Source organism: Pseudoxanthomonas sp. 134C1 (assembly GCF_057773065.1).
In genome coordinates, this window is the sequence record NZ_JBYMTH010000005.1 from 1 (window position 1) to 20,202 (window position 20,202).

General features: G+C 69.6%; 6 protein-coding genes. All 6 read right to left on the bottom strand.

Translation table 11 applies throughout. The features are described from left to right. Positions 1-39: 39 nt before the first annotated feature. The gene (locus AC3DEZ_RS11335; protein ID WP_488388304.1) at positions 40-1,758 is read right to left on the bottom strand and encodes a putative porin; all 1,719 of its coding nucleotides are present in this window, start codon (positions 1,756-1,758) and stop codon (positions 40-42) included. 54 nt (positions 1,759-1,812) lie between these two features. After that, entirely contained in the window at positions 1,813-2,499 is a 687-nt protein-coding gene (tolA, locus tag AC3DEZ_RS11340) for a cell envelope integrity protein TolA (RefSeq protein ID WP_488388305.1), read from the bottom strand. Positions 2,500-2,503: 4 nt separating this feature from the next. Next, positions 2,504-2,914: an ExbD/TolR family protein gene (locus AC3DEZ_RS11345; protein WP_488388306.1), complete on the bottom strand. Its 411-nt coding sequence runs from the start codon at positions 2,912-2,914 to the stop codon at positions 2,504-2,506. 10 nt (positions 2,915-2,924) lie between these two features. Next, positions 2,925-4,730, bottom strand: a complete 1,806-nt coding sequence (locus AC3DEZ_RS11350; RefSeq protein WP_488388307.1) for a DUF2341 domain-containing protein — start codon at positions 4,728-4,730, stop codon at positions 2,925-2,927. Positions 4,731-4,765: 35 nt separating this feature from the next. Next, positions 4,766-6,382, bottom strand: a complete 1,617-nt coding sequence (locus AC3DEZ_RS11355; RefSeq protein WP_488388308.1) for a ShlB/FhaC/HecB family hemolysin secretion/activation protein — start codon at positions 6,380-6,382, stop codon at positions 4,766-4,768. Between the two features lie 168 nt (positions 6,383-6,550). Continuing rightward, the gene (locus AC3DEZ_RS11360) at positions 6,551-20,101 is read right to left on the bottom strand and encodes a filamentous hemagglutinin family protein (RefSeq protein ID WP_488388309.1); all 13,551 of its coding nucleotides are present in this window, start codon (positions 20,099-20,101) and stop codon (positions 6,551-6,553) included. Between the last annotated feature and the right edge of the window lie 101 nt (positions 20,102-20,202).

Below are 20,202 nucleotides of genomic sequence, written 5' to 3' on the forward strand. Positions count from 1 at the left end.
GGATACGCGGCCACCGCAGGGGGGCCGCGGCGTACGGCCTCAAAACCCGGCGTTGACCTCCAGCTGGAACACGTCGATGGACAGCGGCGGGCCGAACACCTCCTTGGCCGCCATCCAGCGGCCGGTGAGCCAGACGTTGCGGTCGAAGGCATACGAGGCGCCCAGGGTGTAGCCGCGCGCATTGGTGCCGCCCAGGTGGAAGTTGGAGTCGTTGAACCCGTCGGGCAGCGCGTCCGGGTCGATGTGCTTGTAGCCCAGCCACAGGTTCCAGTCCCCGGCCTGGCGCAAGGCCAGGTCCCCGAAGGTGGCCTGGAACAGCCAGGCGGTGTCGCCGCTGCGGATGTCCGCGGCGGTGGGGGCCGCGCCGGCCGGGGTGGCCAGGTTGGTGACGATGCCGCCGTGGGCGCGGGTCCACAGGGCCTGCGGGTCGTAGGCGGTGTTCTTCAGCCAGTGGCCTTCCAGGCGCAGGCGGGTGTCGGCCAGGGCCGGGGTTTCCCAGCTCAGGTTCACGTCCACCAGCTTGAAGCTGGCGGCCAGGCCCACGTACTGCGGCAGCGGGGTGTTGGCCGGGTCCAGCGGGTCCAGGGCCAGGTTGCGCAGGAGCATGAGGGTGTTGCCCTTCTGCATGAAGGCCGGGCGGGTGCCGTCGGTGCTGCAGACCTGGGCGCCGGCATACAGCGCGCAGGGGGCCGAGTACTCGCCGGAGATGTTGCGGAACTGGTAGTAGGCCAGGGCCGCGCGCAGGCGCTGGTCGTCCCCGAAGCGCCAGTTGGCCCCCACCTGCAGGCCGTTGAGCCACTTGTCGCGGCTGGCCTGCTTGTCCTGACTGGTGGCCGGGAAGTTGTCGGCCGAGTACTCCAGCGGGCTCAGGCCCAGGGTGGCGAACAGGTCCAGCCCTTCGCCCGCGGCCCGTTCGTACTTGACCGCCACGCCGTCGAAGTTCAGGTCATTGGAGAACAGGATGTCGGTGGAGCGGTACGGGTTGGCGAAGCGTCCGCCGGTCAGTTCCAGGCCCGGCAGCGGTGTCCAGGCCAGCCAGGCCTGGTCCAGCCAGGCGTCCTTCTTGGCCAGTCCGCCGCCCAGGGTCTGGGTGGTGGAGACCGGGCTGGTGTCGTTGCCGGTGGCCAGGCGCACGCCGGCGCGGGTGTGTTGGCCCAGTTGCGCCAGCACGCCCAGGCGGGCGCGGATGCGCCAGGAGTTGTTGCGGTCCTGGCGGGTGTTGCGCAGCGGCGGCAGGTCCAGGTGGGTGTTGGGGTTGATGTCGTAGCCGGCCCCGGCGTTGATGCGGGCCCAGTCGGTCTCGATGGGGCTGTTGCGTTCGGAGAACAGGCGCGACTCGTTGCGCACGCGCACGTCCCCGGTCACCTGCACCCGCTGGGTCCACTCGGGCACCGCGTCCGGGGCGGCCCAGCGTTCGGCCTGGGCCTGGGCCAGCACGTCGGCCTTGACCTCCTCGCGCAGGCCCTGGCGCACGGACTCGGACAGGTAGGGCACGCGCACGTCGCCCGGTTCCAGCGCCGGGCCGGCGGCGGTGGCCGGGCGGGCGGCGGCTTCGCGGCGGGCCTCGTCCAGCAGTGCCTGGCCCACCTCCGGGGTGAGGGCGCCGCTGTCGATGAGGCCGCGGATGAGCTTGACCAGGGTGCTGTCGGGGGCCGGGGCGTCCTGGGCCCGGGCGGCGGTGGACAGGGCCAGGGCCAGGCCCAGGCCGGCGGCCAGGGCGGCCAGCGGGCGGGCGCTACGGAGGGGGGAACGGGTCATGGGGGGCTCGCAGAAAGTCATCAGGAAAAGAGGAAGAAAGGCGGACGGGCCGGCTCAGCCGGCCGGCCGGCGGCCCTGCACCAGCACCCGGGCCGGGAAGGCCAGCGAGGCCGGCGGGCGTTCGTCCAGGCGGCCCACGGCGCGGATGGCCGCCAGCACCGCCTGGTCGGCCTCGGGGTTGCCGCTGCCGCGCACCAGTTCGACCCGGCTCAGTTCGCCGCCGGGGTCGAGCCAGATGTTGAGGGTCAGCTGGAAGGCCAGCGGGCGCAGGCGCTCCTCGCGGGCCACGGCCTGCTGCAGCACGTAGCCCAGGTAGCGGCCATAGGCGGCGTTGCCCGCGCCGCCCGCGCCCGCGCCGCTCATGCCGCCGCCGCTGCCGGACTGGATGCCGAAGTTGTCGCTGCCGGCCTGGGCGTCGGCGTTCATGGTCACCGGGTCGGCGGTGTCCGGGGTGGGGGCTTCCTCGGTGGGCTTGGGCACGTCCTCCAGCGGTTCGGGCTCGGGCATGACCTCTTCGGGTTCCACGTCCGGTTCGGGCGTGGGTTCCGGTTCCGGCGGCGGCGGCGGGGGTGGCGGCAGGGCCAGCAGCGGCACCGGGGCGACCGGCCGCTTGCTGCTGGCCGGGCCCTGGAACAGCAGCCACCCGACCGTCAGGGCCAGCAGCGCCAGCAGGCCCAGCACGCCGGCGGCCACCGGCCAGCGCCGCGCGCGGGCCGGCGGGGGGGACGGGGGCAGGCTCATGCGCTCACCCCGGCACCTTGCCGGTGACCAGGCCGACCTGGGTCAGTTCCAGCTTGCGCAGCAGGTCCAGCACCTCCACCACCCGCGCGTACTGCACCTGCGCGTCTCCGCGCACGATGACCGGCAGGTCCGGGTTGACCGCCTGCTCGGTGCGCAGGCGCTCTTCCAGTTCGGCCAGGCTCACCGGGTAGGCGTCCAGGAAAACCTGCCCGGCGTTGTCCACCGTGATGGCCTTGGTCTGCGGCTTCTCCAGCGCCACCGAGGCGCTGGCCTTGGGCAGGTTCACTTCAATGCCGGGGATGGTGGCGTTGCTGGTCAGAATGAAAATGACCAGCACCACCAGCAGCACGTCCACGAACGGGGTGACGTTGATGCCCTTCTCGCGCTTCTTGACGCCGAATCTCTTGGCGGCCATGGCGCGCTCCTCAGGCCCGCACCGAGTGCAGCACCGGCGGCGCGGCGCCGGCGGCGTCGAACTCTTCGGCCAGGCGGGCGCTGAACTCGTCCACGAACACCGCCATGTCCGCGGCGATGGCCTCGGCGCGGGCGGCCAGCCAGTTGTAGCCAAACAGCGCCGGGATGGCCACGCCCAGGCCGGCGGCCGTGCACAGCAGCGCCGCGGCCATGCCCGGGGCCACCGAGTTGATGTCCACCGCCCCGGCCATGGCCGCCACGGCGAACACCAGCATGATGCCGATGACGGTGCCGAACAGGCCCACGTAGGGCGCCCCTTCAATGGTGGTGGAGAGCCAGTTCATGCGCCGGCCCATGCGTTCGGTCTCGCGGATGAGTTCGGCGTCCATGGCCGCGCGGATGGCCGCCAGCGCGGCCGCGCTCAGGCCGTGGGCGTGGGCCTGGCGGCCCTTGAGTTCGGCCATGGCGATGGCGTACAGCCGCCACAGGGAGGAGGCCTGGCACACGTCCTGGCCCAGGGCGCCGGTGCCGGCGCGTTCCTGCAGGGCGGCGGCCGGCTGGCCGGCGACCTGCTGGTACTGGGCCGAGAAGGCCGCGTTGGCCCGGGTCACGGCCCCGAAATAGCGGCCCTTGGTCAGCATGAGGGCCCAGGACAGCAGCAGCATGGCGGTCAGGATGGCCACCACCACCCAGGCATCGACCGGCATGGCCTTCAGGATGAACCCGAAATGGCTCACCCCGGCGTTCTGTTCGTCTTCCCCGAAGGCGGTCAGGCGCGAGGCCGCCCCCTGCGAGAGCGCCTCGGCCCGCAGCAGGCCGGCCGGGCGCGCGACCTTGGACAGGCGCACCTCGTCCAGGGCCCCGGCGAAGGGCTGGGCGGCCGGCACCGGGGCGCTGGCTTCGGCGGCCAGCGGGTCGGCGCCCAGCCGCGCCGGGCCGGCCAGCGCCGGCAGCGGACTGGCCAGCCGCGCCGCTTCGCGCCCGCCCACATACAGCACCACCCCGCCGGCATCGGCGGTGAAGGCCAGGTGGCTCCACTGCCCGGCCGTCAGCGCCGGCACCGGCGCGCTGCGCGCCTGGTCCACCTGCACGAACGGCACGCCGTTGTCCACGCCCAGCAGCAGCACGTGCTCGCCGTCGCGGCGCGCGTACACCGCCTGGGTCGGGCCCAGCTGCTCGGGCTTGACCCAGGCCGAGAACGTCAGGGAGCCGCCGGCCGGCACCGCCAGCGAGGCCGAGGCCGGCAACTGCAACGCCTCCCCGCGCTGCGCGCCGCGGCCGATGACCGCCGCGGCCAGCGGGGTGAACGCGCCGGTGGCGTGGTTGGCGTAGGCGGTGACGTCGCGGGCCTGGGTGTCCGGACCGGCGAAGTGGTACACCGCGGTGTAGTCCGGGTCGAACACCAGTTGCCCGTTGCCGGCGGCCGGGGCCTTCGGGTTGCCGTAATACATCCACAGGGTCTGCGCGCTGGCCGTCACCGCCGGCACGTCCACCCAGATGAGGGCCATGCCCAGGTCCGCGTCGTACAGCTCGACCTGGTGGTTGAGCACCGTGCGGCCGTCGGCGGCCAGGAAGCGCAGGTCCTTGCCGCCCTGGCCCACCCCGTCGAAAGCGAAATTGCCGGTGTGCAGGCGCACCAGCACCGGCATGCGCCCGACGCTGGCGCCCAGCCCGGCGCCCTGCGGACCGGCGTCCACGGTGATGGGCTTGCGGTACTTCCAGTCGGCCTGCCACCACGGGGCCGGGGCCTGGGCCCAGGCCAGCCCGGGCAGGAACAGGCCCAGGCACGTCAACAACAGAATGAGCACGCGTTGCATGTGAATCTCCAGAAAAGAAAGACGGGGGAAGGCGCTCAGTAGCTGGCGCCCACGCTGATGTGCAGGCGGTCGGCGCCGCGGGTGGTGGTGGGGCCGTCCAGCAGGCTGTGGCCGTAGTCCAGGCGCACGTTGAAATGCTCGGTCACCTGGAAACTGGTCCCGAACCCCAGCGCGGCCAGCGAGGCCTCGGCGGCCTGCTCGGGCAGCGGCTTGCGCAGCCCCAGCCAGGCCCCGTCCAGGTAGCCGTGGAAGCGCCAGTCGCGCAGGCCCCAGCGCGCCACCGGCGCGCTGCGCCACTCCAGGGTGAACATCGCCCCGTAGTCGCCGATGGCCTCGGCCGAGCGGTAGCCGCGGGTGGTGTACATGCCGCCGGCGGCGAACTGCTCGCCGGACACCAGCGGCTGGTCGGTCAGCTGCGCCGAGACCTTGGCGAACCACTGCGCCCCGCTGGCCAGGGTGAGGGTGTCGCTGACATCGGCCTTGAGCACGAAAAAGCTGGCATCGGCATAGGCCCGCTTCCAGTCGAACGCGTCCGCGCCGCTGCCGTAGCCCAGCAGGCTGCGCGCCCCGAACACCGCCTGCAGCCCCAGCGCGAACTGGTGCCGCTCGCCCTGCCGGAACCCGCTGTAGGCCAGGCTCACCGGCGCGTACTTCAGCGGCGCGAAGTCGGCCGCCATCCCGGTCAGGGCCACCGCCTCGTCCATGTCCTTGAAGTCCACCCCCACCGCGACCTGGTGCCACCAGGGCCCGCTCACCGGCAGGGTGCGGCTGAACTTGACCCCCAGCGCGTGGCCCTTGCCGGTGACCTGGGTCTGCCCGCTGGACACCACGTTGCTGTCGGAACGGTAGCCGGACACCTCCAGCGCCCCGTCCGGGCCGCCCAGCGGCAGCCGGTAGGACCCGGACCACACGCTGGCCTCGTCCCGGTCCTGCGGGGCGGCGAACCAGGTCAGCGAGGCGCTGTGCTCGCGCTGCCACAGGTTCTCGTGGCCCACCGTCAGAATGCTGCGGGTCGGGGTGGTGTCCACGCTGTGGTCGTTGTTGACCGTGGCGCTGACCCGCCACGGCGAGGCGTCCTCCACCTTCAGGTCCACGTCCATCGTCCCCTCGCCCGCCCCGGGCTTGACCAGCGGCACCACCTGCCGGCGCGCGGTGCGGTTGAGCGCGGCCAGTTCGGCCTGGGCGCGGGTGAAGTCCGGCACCTGGCCGGCCGCCAGCGCCGGCACCGCCGCGCGCAGCCGCGCCGGGTCGTGGTAACGCGCCCCCACCACCTGCACCGTCCCCACCCGGGTCTGGGTCACCTGCAGCAGCACCACCCCGCCGCTGACCTGCTGCCCGGGCAGGTCCACGTACACGGACTGGTAGCCGCGCTGCTGGTAGGCCGCCTGCAGCGCCGCGCGCGCGGCTTCCACGTCGGCCAGGGTCCGCCCCGGGCCCAGGTACGGGCTCACCGCCTGCTCGATGGCCCGCGCCTCCAGCACCGTGTTGCCCCGCACCCGGTACTCCTGGATGTTCACCCGCGCCACCGGCGCGCTCGCCCCCGCTCCCGGCTCGCCGGCCTGCGCCTGCGCCTGCGCGAGGGGGGGACTGCCGAGCATGAGCAGGCACATGCCCAGGGGCGCCAGCATCGGCGCGTTCTTGGTTGACGACATCGGTTCGGTTCTCAATGCGTGAAGAAGGACGAAAGCGGTGGGTGGATGGCTCTCGCCGGGTGACGCCGCCGCGTTCGCGGGAACGTCACGGAGTTCGTGGCGGCGGAATTGCCGGGGACGGCGCGTCGCACGGAAGGCGTCCGATCGCGACGCGTCGTCGTTTCATTCTCAGTGGCGTCCTTGACGTGGATTTGACGATGCGGGACGCCTGCGCGATTCGGTCGCCGGTTCCCCCATGCTCACCTGCACCACGCTGTTGGCGTCGTAACCATCGTCTTCGTTGCGACGCGGCGCCGCGCTGCCGGCGTCCGCGCCGAAACCGATCACCTGCACGCTGATCACGGAAGGACGGTTTTTCGCGGTCTGCCGTCTGACCACGTCCTGCGCCGCCTGCACCGCGTTGGTGGCGGCCGCGCTGGCGTTGGACAGCGCGTTGACATTCACCGTCGCGATCACCGGAATGCCCTTGGCTTCGCCCTGCACCTGGATGTTTTCCGCGTTGACCACCCGCAGGGCGGCCAGGTTGACGTTGCCGGACACCCGGATACCCGCTTCGCCCGCGTCGATCGTGCCCAGCGGCGCGATCAGATCCACGTCGCCCGGCGGCACTTCCGCGATGGGATTGAGCGTGGCGATGCCCGCGCCGGTGTTCGGCGTGGTCGGCGACAGCGACACATTGCCGATGTCGTCGTAGGCGCGCCGCTGCGGGGTATAGACGATGGTGGTCTTGCTGCCGCGACCGGCGTTGATGTCGCCTTCCGCCGACCACGCCAGGATGTTGCCGCCGAACGTGGTGAAGATGCGGCTCTGCCCCAGCAGGATGCTGCCCAGCGAATAGATGTTGATGTCGCCATCGCCCTGGGTCAGCACGCCGGAGCCTTCCGCCGGAGTGAATCCCCCGTCCACGCCGACCAGCGTGCGGCCACCCGGCACCAGCAGGTTGATGTCGCCGCCGAAGTCGGTGTGGATGCCGGCGTCGAGGACCTTGTAGAACGGCACGCCGCCGGGCCTGCCGCGGGCGAACCATTCGTCCTCGCGGATGTAGCTCTGTCCCTGCCGGGGCCGCGCGGAGGGGGTCTCGCCGAAGTTCTCGTAGTACAGGGCGCTGCTGAACATGGTCAGGCCGCCTTCGTAGCGGATGGCGTTGCCGGCAGCGTCCTTCGCCGGCAGCAGCGTGGCGATCGCTTCGCGTCCGCGCAGATAGCTGCCCTCGCGCGGGCCATCCGCCTGGTTGTATTCGCGGCCGGCGGCCTTGAGTTCGTTGTAGTAGGCATTGCGCAGGAACACACGCTGCTGTTCCGGCGGCAATGCCGCGAAGAATGCGCGTGCATCCATCTGCGCCGCATCGAAATGCAGGCCCAGGCCGTTGGCGCCGCCGAAACGCGCGGTGAGCCAGTTCACCAGATGCAGATCGCTCTCGCGCTGGAACTCGCTTGTCAGGTTGCGGTTGCTGGCGCTCTTGCCCGCCGCCAGCGCGGTGTTGCGAATCCGATCCAGTTCCGCCTGCTTCTCGAGCATGAATGTCGTCGCGCCGGCATCGTCTCCGCTGTAGCCGAACTCGCGTGCCAGCCATTGCGCCAGGGTCAGGCTGCCGTCGTAGATGCGCACCGCCTTGCCGGGCTGTTCGGCCAGCGTGCGTTCCGGATCGGCCTGGTTCGCCGGGTCAAGGTAGCGCGCGGCGAAAGCCGCCCAATCCGCGCCATGCTCGCCCACCCCGGCCATGACGGTGATGCCCGCGCCGCTGCCCCGATCGCCGGGAGTGACGTTGTAGACCGGACCGATGCTGCGCAACTCGGCCTTGTCGGCCATGTACACGTCGCGGCCGGCGGTGAGTTCCAACTGGCCGGGACCGGCGATGTAGAAGGTGCTGTAGCGGATGTCACGCCCCGCTTCGACCACCGATACGTCGTCGGCGCGGGTGTGCACGATCAGATTGCCGCGCGACGTGCCGGTGCCGACGTGGTCGGGCTTGTGGGGAGCGGAGAGGTCGAGGGTCGTCGGGACACCGAACCAGCCGAGCGCTCCACTCTCCTGCCCATAGGTCTGGCCAAGCGTATCGAACTGACCCAGCTGGGTGCCCGCGTTGACGATGTCGCGGCCCGCGCGGATCGCGACCGTGCCGCCCCCGTCGTACCACGACGGATACTTGCCGCGTTCGCCGGTATGCAGACCACGATAGACGATGCCGCCGAGTTGCAACCCCACCAGATCGCCATCCACCGCGTAGTAACGCGCGGGCTGGCGACCCGCATACACATGGCCCGACGCGGTGGGCGGCGTGAACGAGAACAGCGGATAGGCCTGCGATGTACCCAGCGGCCCGTCGCGGCCGACGCCGAACAGCGCCGCCGGCGCCAGCGCATCGGGACTGACGTTGTGCCAGACGCGACGCCCGTACCAGACGTTTTCATCAAAGCCTACGAAGCCGGGATTGAAGGGGCTGGGCAAGCGGGTGGGATCCGCGCCCGACATCGAGAATCCATTGCCACCCGCGTAGATGGAATCGCGTGCCAGCAATTCGAGTTGGCCGGCGCCTTCCACCGCGAAGCGCGCGTCCACGGGCGAAGGCGCCAGGACCACGCCGTTGGCGTTGTTGTTGATGCCATAGAACAAGCTGCCGCTGGCGGCGACCGCGCGCACGATCGAGGGATAGATGAAATTGCCGTCGGTGGCCTGGAAGTCGCTGTAGGCGCCCCGATCCAGTTCACCCAGCGTCGGGGTCAGGTTGCCGCCGGCGGCGAACAGATCGACCGATGTCGAAGGTGTCCACAGCGAGAACCAGGTCCAGCCGCCGCCATCGCGCAGCGTGTTGTTGATCCGGTACGGGGTGCCGCCGTGGAACTGCGGCACCCGGCCGCCGTCGGCGGCGCCGGTCAGGACCAGATCGCCGCGCGCGTCGATGCGCGCGGTCGCGTCGCCCAGCACCAGCAACGGGCCACCACCGGAGGTCGACGCCGTTGCCGTATACACGTCATTGGCGCGCGACTCCTTGGGATCCATGCCGCCAAAACGAAGTTCGATACCGCCGACCGATCCCGCCTCCATGCGCAGCGCGCCACGCAGATTGGTGAAACTGCCGTTGAGATCCAGGCGATGGACATTGTTGGCCGGGAAGACATTGGCCTCCGGCACCAGATTTCCGACCGGGAAACTGCGCTGGGACGGTTCCGGATTCAGGCCCCCGCCGATACGGATGTCCAGATCGCCGCCGCCGGTCTGCACCAGTTCACCGGACGCGGTCACCCGGCCCGTGCTGGCCACCGCCAGGTTCACGCCCTGGCTGCGGCTGATCACGTAGCCCATATCGCCACGCCCCTGCAGCATGCCGGCGTCACCCCCCGTTTCCAGCAGCAGATTGCCGCCACCCAGGGTGCCGAAACCGGTGAACGCCATCATCCGCGGCATGGCATCGAATCCGGACATGCCGTTGTCCCGGTTCGGCGCGACGTAGCTGCCGAAGTTGATCCACCACGCCGTAGCCACGTTGCCGCCGGCGTCGCCGACGCTGCCGCTGCCCTGGCGCCATAGCCAGTTGCCGATGGACGCGCTGCCGGTCAGCGGCATGGTCCGGTAGCCATTCGCATCCGGGCGGATCACGCTGGTCGGTTTGCCGAGGCTGTCACCCATGATGTCGCCGCGTGCGCGCAGCAGCAGATTGCCGCCGGCTTCCGGGAACCAAGCCTGGTACAGACTCCCGCTACCGCCATCGACCAGATGTTCGAAGAGGCCGCCGCTTGGCCCCAGTATCGTCCCGTCCACAACCGCGCCACGCGGCAGGTTGAACGGCTCGCCGCCATCGGCCGCGATGATGCGCGCCGACGGCGTGCCGGCGGTGTAGACGCCGTACAGCGAGGTGGTCAGGATGTCGTCACCGGACACCAGTTTCAGGTCGCCGGTGCCGGTACGCACCACGCTGGCCAGTTGCTCGCGCACCGGCAGGGTCACGAATTCCATGTCCGGAGGCGTGGCCGGGGTGACCATTGCGGTCAGGTCGCCGTAACCCCAGATGTTCAGTTCACCCGGGTCGACGCCGACGATGCCCAGCAGCTTCAGCTCCTCGACTTCCGCGGGCGTGATCACCGCGCCCGCGACGATCGGGAACGAATACCCGAACAACGACACCAGGTCGACGAATTCCGGGTTGGGTGCGTCGTCCCAGCGGTACACCGCCGGTGAGCCCGTGCCCGGCACCGGCAATTCCTGCATGCCCATGCCGTAGTGGTTGTCGGACAGGCGCAGGCCGCCGGTGCGTTCGCGCGCGACCGCCAAGCGATCCGCCGCCTCCGGATCCGCACCGCCGACCAGGGTGATGTCCCAGGACTGCGAACCGGCCGCGAGCATCGGCGCCAGCGTCCACTGGCGACCCTGATGGCCGTCGGCATCCTTGTCGCGCAGATCCACCAGTTGCACGTCGCCCGGCAGCTTGACGTCGGTCTCGCTGGGAATGAAGGCGCCCTTGGCGAGAATCAGGTCGGCCGCCAGGGTGACGCCCGAACCACGCGACGGTGCCGGCAAGGCGACGCCGGCCGGCCAGATCATTTCCTGTGCCCACGCGGCCACCGGCAGACGCAGTCCCGCACCCAGGCGCGTATCGGCCGGCAGCACCACCGCGTCCGCCAGCACCGTGCCCGCGGCGTACAACAGATTTCCACCCGCGTCGAACACCGGCGCTCCGAGCACGGTGCCGCGTGCCAGCGTCATCGGCTGCGCGAGCGTAACGTCGGCAGGCAAGCGGGTGCCCGCCGCCACTTCCATGCCGGCGATGCGCACGTCGTAGTTGAGTACCTTGCCGGAAGGGAACACCGTTCCGGCGACCAGGGTGACCATGCCGCCATGCGGCACCACGACGTCCGCGCCGTGCGGCTGCCGCCCCCGGGTCAGGATCCAGCCCTGATCATCGAAGCCAGGGGTCAAGCGCGAGCCGTCGAAACCGTCGCTGACGCTGCCGAATACTTCCAGATCGCCGCGCGCGCGGATCACCAGCGCGCCGGCTTCGCCGGATCCGCGTACGCCGGTCCGCTGCGAATGCGGATTGACGCTGGCATAGCGATAGCCGGACAAATCCAGATCGCCGTCCACGTGCAGGTTGCCGTCCGGATTGATGGCCGGATCGGTGCTGCTGACGATCTGCACGCCGGGGCGCAGGTGGAACTGGTCGCGATAGTCGCGCAGGCCCGCCAGGCGATGCTCCATCAAGTCCGCATTGCCCAGGGCGGCATTGATGAAGGTGGTGTTCTGCCCGTGCAGGCGATCCAGGTAGTCTTGATCGATGATCTGGTAGCTGCCGCCGTCGGTCGCGGCATCGGTGCCCGGCCGTGCGCTGTCGTCGCTGATGAAGGCATTGACGGTGATGGATTTGGCGCCTTCGATGGCGATGTCGCCACGGGCATCGATCGCGACATCGTCGCCGCCGACGCGCGGCGCATTGAGCGCCACCGTGCCGTAGCCGCGATCGGCGCCGGCCACGCGCAGGTCCATCCGCGCGCCGCTGTCGATCCGCAACAGGCCTGCGCCGGAATCCACTTCGATGACCGCGCGGTTGGGTGCTTCGATGACCTGTCCATAGCTGTCCCGGCGCAGCACGTCGGCGCTGGCATCCAGTACGGCGGTGCCGGCCAGGGTGATCCCGTCACGCGCGGCCAGGCGGATACTGCCGGCCTGTTCGCCGCTGGCATCGATCCTGCCGTTGACGGCGAGCTGCCCGCGATCGAGCGCGACATTGATCTCGTGCGCCTTCAGCTCGTCGCCGATGATCAGGTCGCCCTCGCCCAGCCGGAAGCCGCGGCCGCCGGTCACGCCGTCGGCGGTCAGCCGCGCATTGAGTCCGCTGAAATCGGCGATGTGGCGACCATGCACGTCGATGCGCCCGGCCATGAACGGCACGTCGGTGCCACCGGCGTCGTAATGGCCGCTGCTGGTACCGAGAATGCGACCTGCCAGATCCACCGTGCCGGCCTGCGCGATCGCGTCGAGCTTGCCGGCGCGGTTGAAGCGCGCGGACAGATCGATCTGCGCCGCCGCGGCCTGGCGCACGTCGCCGGCCCGGCTTTCCAGCACCACCTCGCCACCCCAGCTGTACTTGCTGACGTCGAAGAACTCGAGCCTGCGACCGGCCAGATCCAGCCGCGCGGCGTCGCCCAGCAATACATCGTCCCGCGCGCTCAGCGTGAGCTTGCCACTGGGCAGCCAGGCCAGGCCATCGAACGCCAACCGGCCGCCCCGGCTGTCCAGCGCGATCTCCGCGCCCAACGCGTCGCTGGCCGCGGTTTCCGGAACCGCGGCGGTGCCGGAGCCGGTCACGTGGATGTCGCCACCGGCGGTGATCCGGTTGACCGAACCCGCCGCGCCGGTCAGCAGCGGCGTGGTGATGTTCAGATCGCCACCGTGGTACGTGAACGCCTTGCCTGCCGGATCCCATTCGCCCAGCGACTGGTACACCGACAGCGTTCCCTTGTGCGAGGCGGTGACCCGTTCGCTCGCGTTGAGGTTCACGCCCGCGAAGCCGAGCGCCAGACGGTCATAGCTGCGTGCGGTGTCCGGCTGGCTCCTGGTCGCATGACCGAAATCGATGACGCGCGCGTCGATCACCAGTTGTCCGCTGCCGGTGCCGGGACCTTGCGCGACCACGCTGCCGCCCGCCAACCGCGAGCCGGTCCAGACCAGGGTATCGGTGTGGATGCGCGCCACATCATCCGTGTCGCCGTAGCCGAATATCGCGGGGGTACCGAGGACCAGCTGTTCCAGCGCGGACTTGCCGGTCTCCGGGTTGAAGGTGGACAGGGTGACCGACTCGTAGAAATTGATTGACTCGCGCACGGTCAGCGCCAGGTTCTGCAACGCCGGCGCGCCGTTGCGGGTATCGCCAAGCAGCAGCCGATCCAGAACCTGCTGGTTGAGGGTCATGCCCGCCGGAAGTGCGCCACGCTGTGCCGCGGCGGCCAGCGCGGCCTCGCTGCCGACATTGATGCCGCCCACCGCGAGCACCAGATTGCGGGTGCCGTAGCGGACCTCGTCGCCCAGCACGAAGCGGTTGTCGGTCGCGGTGGCGATGGTGCCTTCGGAATAGAGCCGGGTTTCGCCCTGGCAGACCTTGCCGATCGCGCAGACGCCGATCTCGATGGCCCCCGCACCGTCGCCCGATGAGTTGGCCGCCGTGGGCGCCAGCAGGTCGAGTCCGCCATTGGAGACGGCGAGCATCGAATTGGCACCCGGGCTGTACACGTACCCCTGCCCGGCCCCCTGCGTGGAAGCGCCCTTGCCCAGCGTGTTGATGCCGGCGCCCTGCTCCAGCGTGATCGCGCCATCGACCCGACTGGTGATCAGGAAGACGTCGGTGCCTTCCAGTACCGCGCCCTCGCGTAGCACGATGTTCGTCGTCGAGTTGCCGAAGATGCCGATCTGGTTGGCTCTCTGCTGGCTGCCGGTATGGTCCCGCTGCGTACTGACCAGGCGTCCGCCGATGACCAGGCGCGCGCCACCAAGGGCGTTCAGCTCGCTCGCATGGACCGAAACGCCGGTGAAGCCCTCGGTAGGCGCGGCGCCATCGGCGAGAATTTCGTAGCTCCGGGCGTACCAGAGGTTGGTCAGGCTGCCATGCCCGCCTTCTTCAGGCTTCGCCAGCACGGTGGCATCGAAACGCAACGAGGGCGCGCCGAGCGATCCTTCCTGGCTCATTTCAATCAGGCGAAGACTGATCGCCTTGGCGTCGCGTTCCAGCAGCGCACGCGGCACCCCGTCGCGCACGGCGCTGTCGATGGCGAACTGCGCGTAGGACGTCTCGTTGTACTGCGAATAGCTGCGCAGGGTATCGGCGGAGGTCAGGATCACCTGGGTCGGCAGCACGTCGCGCAGCCCGGTGTTGGCGGTTCCCAACTGCGCCGCGGTGCTCCAGGACCCGTTGCGCATCGGCGTGATGCTGCCGAACGTCGCCGCGGAACCGGCCAATCCGTTGACCTCGACGCGGAACGCGCCCGGCAGCAACGCATAAGTCGACGGCAGCAGCGTGTAGGTTCCCGGCGGCAGGCCAGGCACCCCCGCGCCGATGGTGATCTGGCGGCCCAGCGCGGGCGCGCCCGCCCCCATCTCTCCATCCGTCGGCGCCTGGCCGGCCTGTACCCCCGGGACGATCGCATAGACCGGATTGGTCGACAGGCCCGGCAAGGTGAAGCCGCCGCCGTCAGCCGCCATCTGCACCAGAGGATGCAGGCGCGCATCGGTGGAACCGCCACGTCCGGAAAGGAATGCCGCGCCGGCAAGTTCGCCGCCGCCGGACAGGTCCACCGTCGCACCGGCCTGCGCATTCACCGCATGGCTCTGGAATTCGACCTTGGGCTCGCTGCCGATGCCCCGGAAATCCACGTCGACGCCGTCGTACTGATAGACCAATCCATCGACCGTGCCGCCGTACGGCATGATCAGATCCCGGGCGCTGACCGAGGTGATGCTGCCCGGAAGCAGATTGACCAGGCCGGTCTTGCCGTTGCTGTCCGCGCTGCCGAGGGTGATGGCGCCCAGCGGCGCCCGCAGCACACCGCCCTGGTTGACGGTGGCGGCGGCGAAACTCATCGCGCCGAACACGCTGTAGGGCATCGGCGGCAGTTCGTTGCCAACCCGGGCGATGTCGAGACGACTGTCCGGATCGTAGTACTGCTCCAGATTGTTCCACTGGTTGACACGGGTGCGCAGGCCGACGACGACGCTGCCGTTGCCGTAGATCTGGCGTGCCGCCAGCCGCGTGTCGCCCGGCGAGAACAGCTTGGCGCCGCGCAGGCGCAGATCGCCGCGGCTGTGCAATTGCAGGGCTTCGAATGCGTCGCGCCGGACCTGCAGCGGCGTGCCGCTGTTGTGGATGATCTCGCCATTGACGCCCATGCCGACTTCGCCGACGAGATCAATCAGATCCGCTTCCAGACGCAGCGTGGAGCCTTCGGCGATGCCGGGGGTGCCGAGGGTACCGGCGCCGGCGCCGGCATTGCGGGAGCCGAACACCGGGTTGGGCATCATCTCGCCGTCGCCCTGCCGACGCGCGCTACCGGACACTCTCAGGTAGGGCGCCGCGAGCGTCACCCGGCTGTCGCGGGCGGCATCGGCGCCCAGGCCGATGCCGCTGGCGGTGAGATAGAGCGCCTGCCGCATGCGCAGATCAATGTCGCCGGCGAAGCTCAGCAGGCCATTGGCGTACAGCGAAGTGGTGTCGAATCCACCCGCATGGATGGCGTCCACGCCATAACGGGCGTTGCCGTACTGCAGGCTCTGGTGCGCCACCCCGGCTTCGGCGTCCGCGGCCAGGCCGCTGCCGCCGTAGATCTGTTCCAGCAGCAGTTCGCGCGGTACCCGCACGCCGTCGCGGACATCGTCACCCAGATAGTCCCAGCGTCCGACTTCACCGTAGCGCGGTGTCTCCAGGTTGAGCGCGAGCGTGCCGCCGGCCGCACCGGCGCCGCCGGCGGAGGCGCGCAACCGGCCATCGACGTACAGGCCGTTGCTCGCGCTGAGCGCGATGACGCCGCCATGGCTCGGGATGAGCGTGCTTCCCAGGCCCGGCAAATCGAGCGTCGCCTGAGCACCCGACGCCTCCAGGCGCGCACCGGGGCGAACCACCAGGAAAGCATCCACGGCATTGATGTCGCGCGACTCGAGATTGTGGCTCGCGCCTATTTCGATGGTGCCACCATCCAGCACCTGGCCAAAGCGGCGGCCCTGCGTATCGACGCCCGTGTAGGCGCGTCCGGAGACATCCAGAAGCGCCTGGTCGCCAATCCAGATGGACCGCGCGTTCGGCTGTCCATTCGGACGATTCCTTGCGCTCCCCTGCCCCGACTCGCCCGGCAGAATGGAAATGCGCCCGCCGTGCGCCCTCAACTCGCCCTCGACGGTGATCTGGTCATTGCCGACCATGCGGATCGACTGACCCGGGTCCACCGCGATCCGGCTGCCTTTTCCGATTTCAAGAAGGCCGTTGGCGTAGATCGAACCAGCAACCAGCGACAGGCTCGCACCCGAACGCAACGTGGTGCGCCCCTTCGCGGCGTCATCCTGCTGCAGCGGAGGAAGCCAGGCATTCAGGACATCGGCAGGATCCGCGCCGGTCAAGACCTGACGCGCGCGTTCACGATCGTAGTCGAGCACCGGCATCACCACCGACAGATCGGTGCCCGGCTGCACGATCACGCCGTCCCGACCCTGGACGGTGTACGACTTGAAGCCGGACTGGAACAGCGCGCCATCCAGGGTCAGGAACGACAGCACGTCGACGCTGTCCGGCCACACCGTGCCGGGTGGGATGCGTTGCCCGCGCGGCACCACGATCGATGTCGTGGCAATGCTGCCCGCGGTGTATGTCGCGGTGTACGAATTGATCGGCAGACCTTCCGGAAAGACGTCGCGTGGCACGACGAAACCGGCATCCAGCTCGGTGATCGTGTGCAGTACCGTGCCGGCGGGCAATACCGTGCCCGCATAGCGATAGACGCCGTCAGCCGTCATCACGGTCACCGGCACGCGCCAGTCGGCCTGCAACGTGACCGGATTGCCTTCATTGACGAGCGGGCGGGTGCGCGTGGGTATCGCCTGGCCGCCCATCACGCGGGTAAGGGTGACGCTGAAATCGAGCGGAATCCTTTCCCCGGCCTCGAGCACGTAGTCGTTGGCCAGACGCAGCGGAAGTTTGCTGGTCTCCCCTGCCGGCAGCGTCTCGACCGCCTGCGGCGCGTCGCCGCCGATGCTGATCAGGGTGCCGTTCTCGATCTCGAGCCGGCCGCCACCCTTGACGCCATAGCCACGCACCGCGCCATCCAGCGCGAGTACGCCGGCGCCGCCGTGCATGCCGGCGGCCAGGGTCACGTTGCCGCCACGTCCGCCCTGCAGGCGATCATCGACGGCGAGAGTGGCACCCGAGGACACATCGATCAGGCTGTCCTTGCCCAGCATCACATGGCCGTCGCTGCGCAGTGACACGCTGCCGCCATCCACATACGGCAGGCCGGAGATGTCGCTGCCTTCGCGCTGCCGGTTGTTCCAGATACCGCGCGCATCGAGCGTGACCCCATCGGCCAGACTCACCTGGCGGACATGGCCCTCGGGCGTGACCTCGCTTATCGCGAGATCCAGCCAGCTCCCTCCGCTACTGGTGGTGTGCTGGGTGACGATGTTGCCGAGCCGGATCTGACCGCTGCGCGCGGTCAGATCCGCATTGACGTCCACCTGGCTCGCGTGCAGGGCGATTGTGCCCCCCGGCGAAACCGTCAGCGCCTCGTCCACCCGCACGCCGCCACGCGCATGGACCTCCAGGCCGCCCAATCCCTGGCGGTTCAACCAACCCGCGTCCAGCGAGATCCGACCCGCTTCCGGTTCGGCGTCCTGCGCCGCTTCGCCGATGGTCACCGTGGTGACGACCGCTCCCGGCGAGTAACGCAGATCGCCGGTTTCCTTGTCGTAGACCGGGCGGTGGCTGCCAATCACCAGGGTCGAGCCGCGCGCGACCGCGGTCTGCGCCTGCTGGTAACTCTCCAGCGCGACGTCACGCGCCCGCTGCTGGCGGTCCCCCTGGAAGGTGCTGCCTTCGACGTCGCCTTCGAGCACGGCGCCGCGCGTGGCGACCACCAGCTTGCCCGCGTCGCGGCCCACGACGTAGCCGCTTTCGAGCCGCGTGCGCGGCGCGATCAGCGGGTTGTAGTAGTACGAGGTGGTCTGGGATCCCCAACGCTCGTGACGATCCTCGAAGCCCTTGTACAGGCCGGTGTAGAGCAGATCGCCGGGGGCGTTCGACGCGTTGTAGAGATTGCCGTCGGCCCCCTTGAGGAAGGTCTGGTTGACGTAGCCGGTCTGCACATCCAGGGTGCCGCCGGACAGATTGATCCGGGATCCCGCCCGGGTCACGACCTCGCCGCCGCTGAACTGCACGGTGCCACCCTGTGCGGACCATTCGCCGATGCCATGGCCGGTGACCCCCAGGTAACCACCGACTTCGAGCAGGCCGCCGGCGGTGTACCAGCGATCGGTCTCGTAGCCGTTGGTGCCGGCCGGGACCAGCACCAGATCGCGGCGGTCCAGCCAGATGTTGCTGTTGTTGAGGCTCTTGTCGTCGCGATTGCCGGACGCATCACGCTGTTCATTGCCCTGCACATTGATCAGGACGTTGTTGGCTTCCATCGCGATGCGCACGCCGACCGCGCCGGACACGTCGATGCGGGCGCCATCGGCCACCGTCGACCTGCCGGCGGCGTCCACCAGCACCTGGCCGCCCGTGGCCAGGGTCAATGATTGGCCCTGGAAATCGACGTCGCCGCCACTGCTGATCTGGATCAGCGACTGATCCCGGCGGTGGGTGATGTTGCCATCGGGCTTGTCGGTATCGCGCACCAGGGTTTCGCGCTGGACGTCCAGCGCGGTGGTCGCGCTTTCGTCCAGCACCACCGCGGTGACGCTGTCCCGATCCAGGACGATGCGTCCATCGGTATCGGCGGCCGCATTGGTGAGGTGGATGGTGCCGCGGGTGTGCACCGAAGTGGTCGCGACGGCGGTGCCCTGCTGGCGGATATCGTGGCCCACCAGGCTAATGTCGCCGGTGCTGGCCTGGATCAGGCCGGTATTGGTGACCTGGCCAGTCGCCGTGCCTTCACTGCCCTGCGAGCGCAGGACGGACACCAGGTTGCCGCGCGTGGTCGAGGCCTGGTTGCCATCGGTGTCCATGCCCTTGCGGATGACGAAGGCGTCGCCCGCGGCCAGCGTGGTCTGACCGTTGGCGGTGGCGATCTGGCCGTGGTTCTCGACCTGTTGGCCCAGCAGCAGCACATAGCCGCCGCCTTCGGTCACGGAAGTGGGCACATGCGTGGTGATCTGCGCGCCCTGCTCGACGATGACGGCGCCGGTCGCCGCGCCGTGCTGGAAGCTGCTGGCCGTGGACGTCAGATCGTTGGCGAAGGTGGGAATGAAATCCTTGCCCTGCGCCTGGCTGTACAGCCCGTTGCGGAACTGCGCGTCACTGATGTTGACCGCCGAAGCGGCGAGGTTCTTGACGTTCACCTGGCTGGTGCCGTTGAACACCACGCCGTTGCGGTTGATCAGGAACACCGTGCCATCGGCCTTGATCTGGCCCTGGATCTGGGACGGCCGCGCGCCCGGATCGTTGATCCGGTTGAGCACCGACCAGGCCGCGTCCTGTTTGAAATCGACCGTGGTGTTGCGGCCGACATTGAAGGTTTCCCAGTTGAGAATGGCCTTGTCGGCGGTCTGCTCGATGGTGACGGTGGTCTTGCCGTCCGCCACCTGCTGGGTCGGATCCTTGGCGTTGTGCCAGCCGCGGGTGAGCGCGTCCTGATCGACCTTCAACCCGCCCTCGCCCAGGCCATCGGGAATCGTCGGCGCCTGCAGGCGGGCCGCTTCGCGCGCGGCCTGCTGCAGGCGCTGCTGCATGGCGATGGCCTGCGCGGCGGTGGCGAGGTTGTCCACCGAGGTCTTGAGCTTGTCCCGCGCCTCGCGGTTCTGCTGCTCCGGGCGCGGCAGGTTGCTGGGCATGCCGTTGGGGAGCCGCCCGGATTGCGCGGCGGTCTGCTGGTTGGCGCCCTTGGTGGCGAACCAGGCCGCGCTGAAAGCCTGCTGGGCGCTGGCGGTTCCGATCATGCCGCCGGCCACCAGCAACGCGGTGATCGCATGGGCCAGAGGCTTGATGCCGAGGCCATCGGCCGTGGAAGGAGTGCCCGTGCGTTGCGCCTGCTTCACCATTGCTCTCACCCGTGGAATGTCGTTCGCTGGATGCGCGTCCCGTTTCCTCCCGTGCCTGCGATCATCACGGTGGAATGCGTTGCGCGCGTTACGATGGG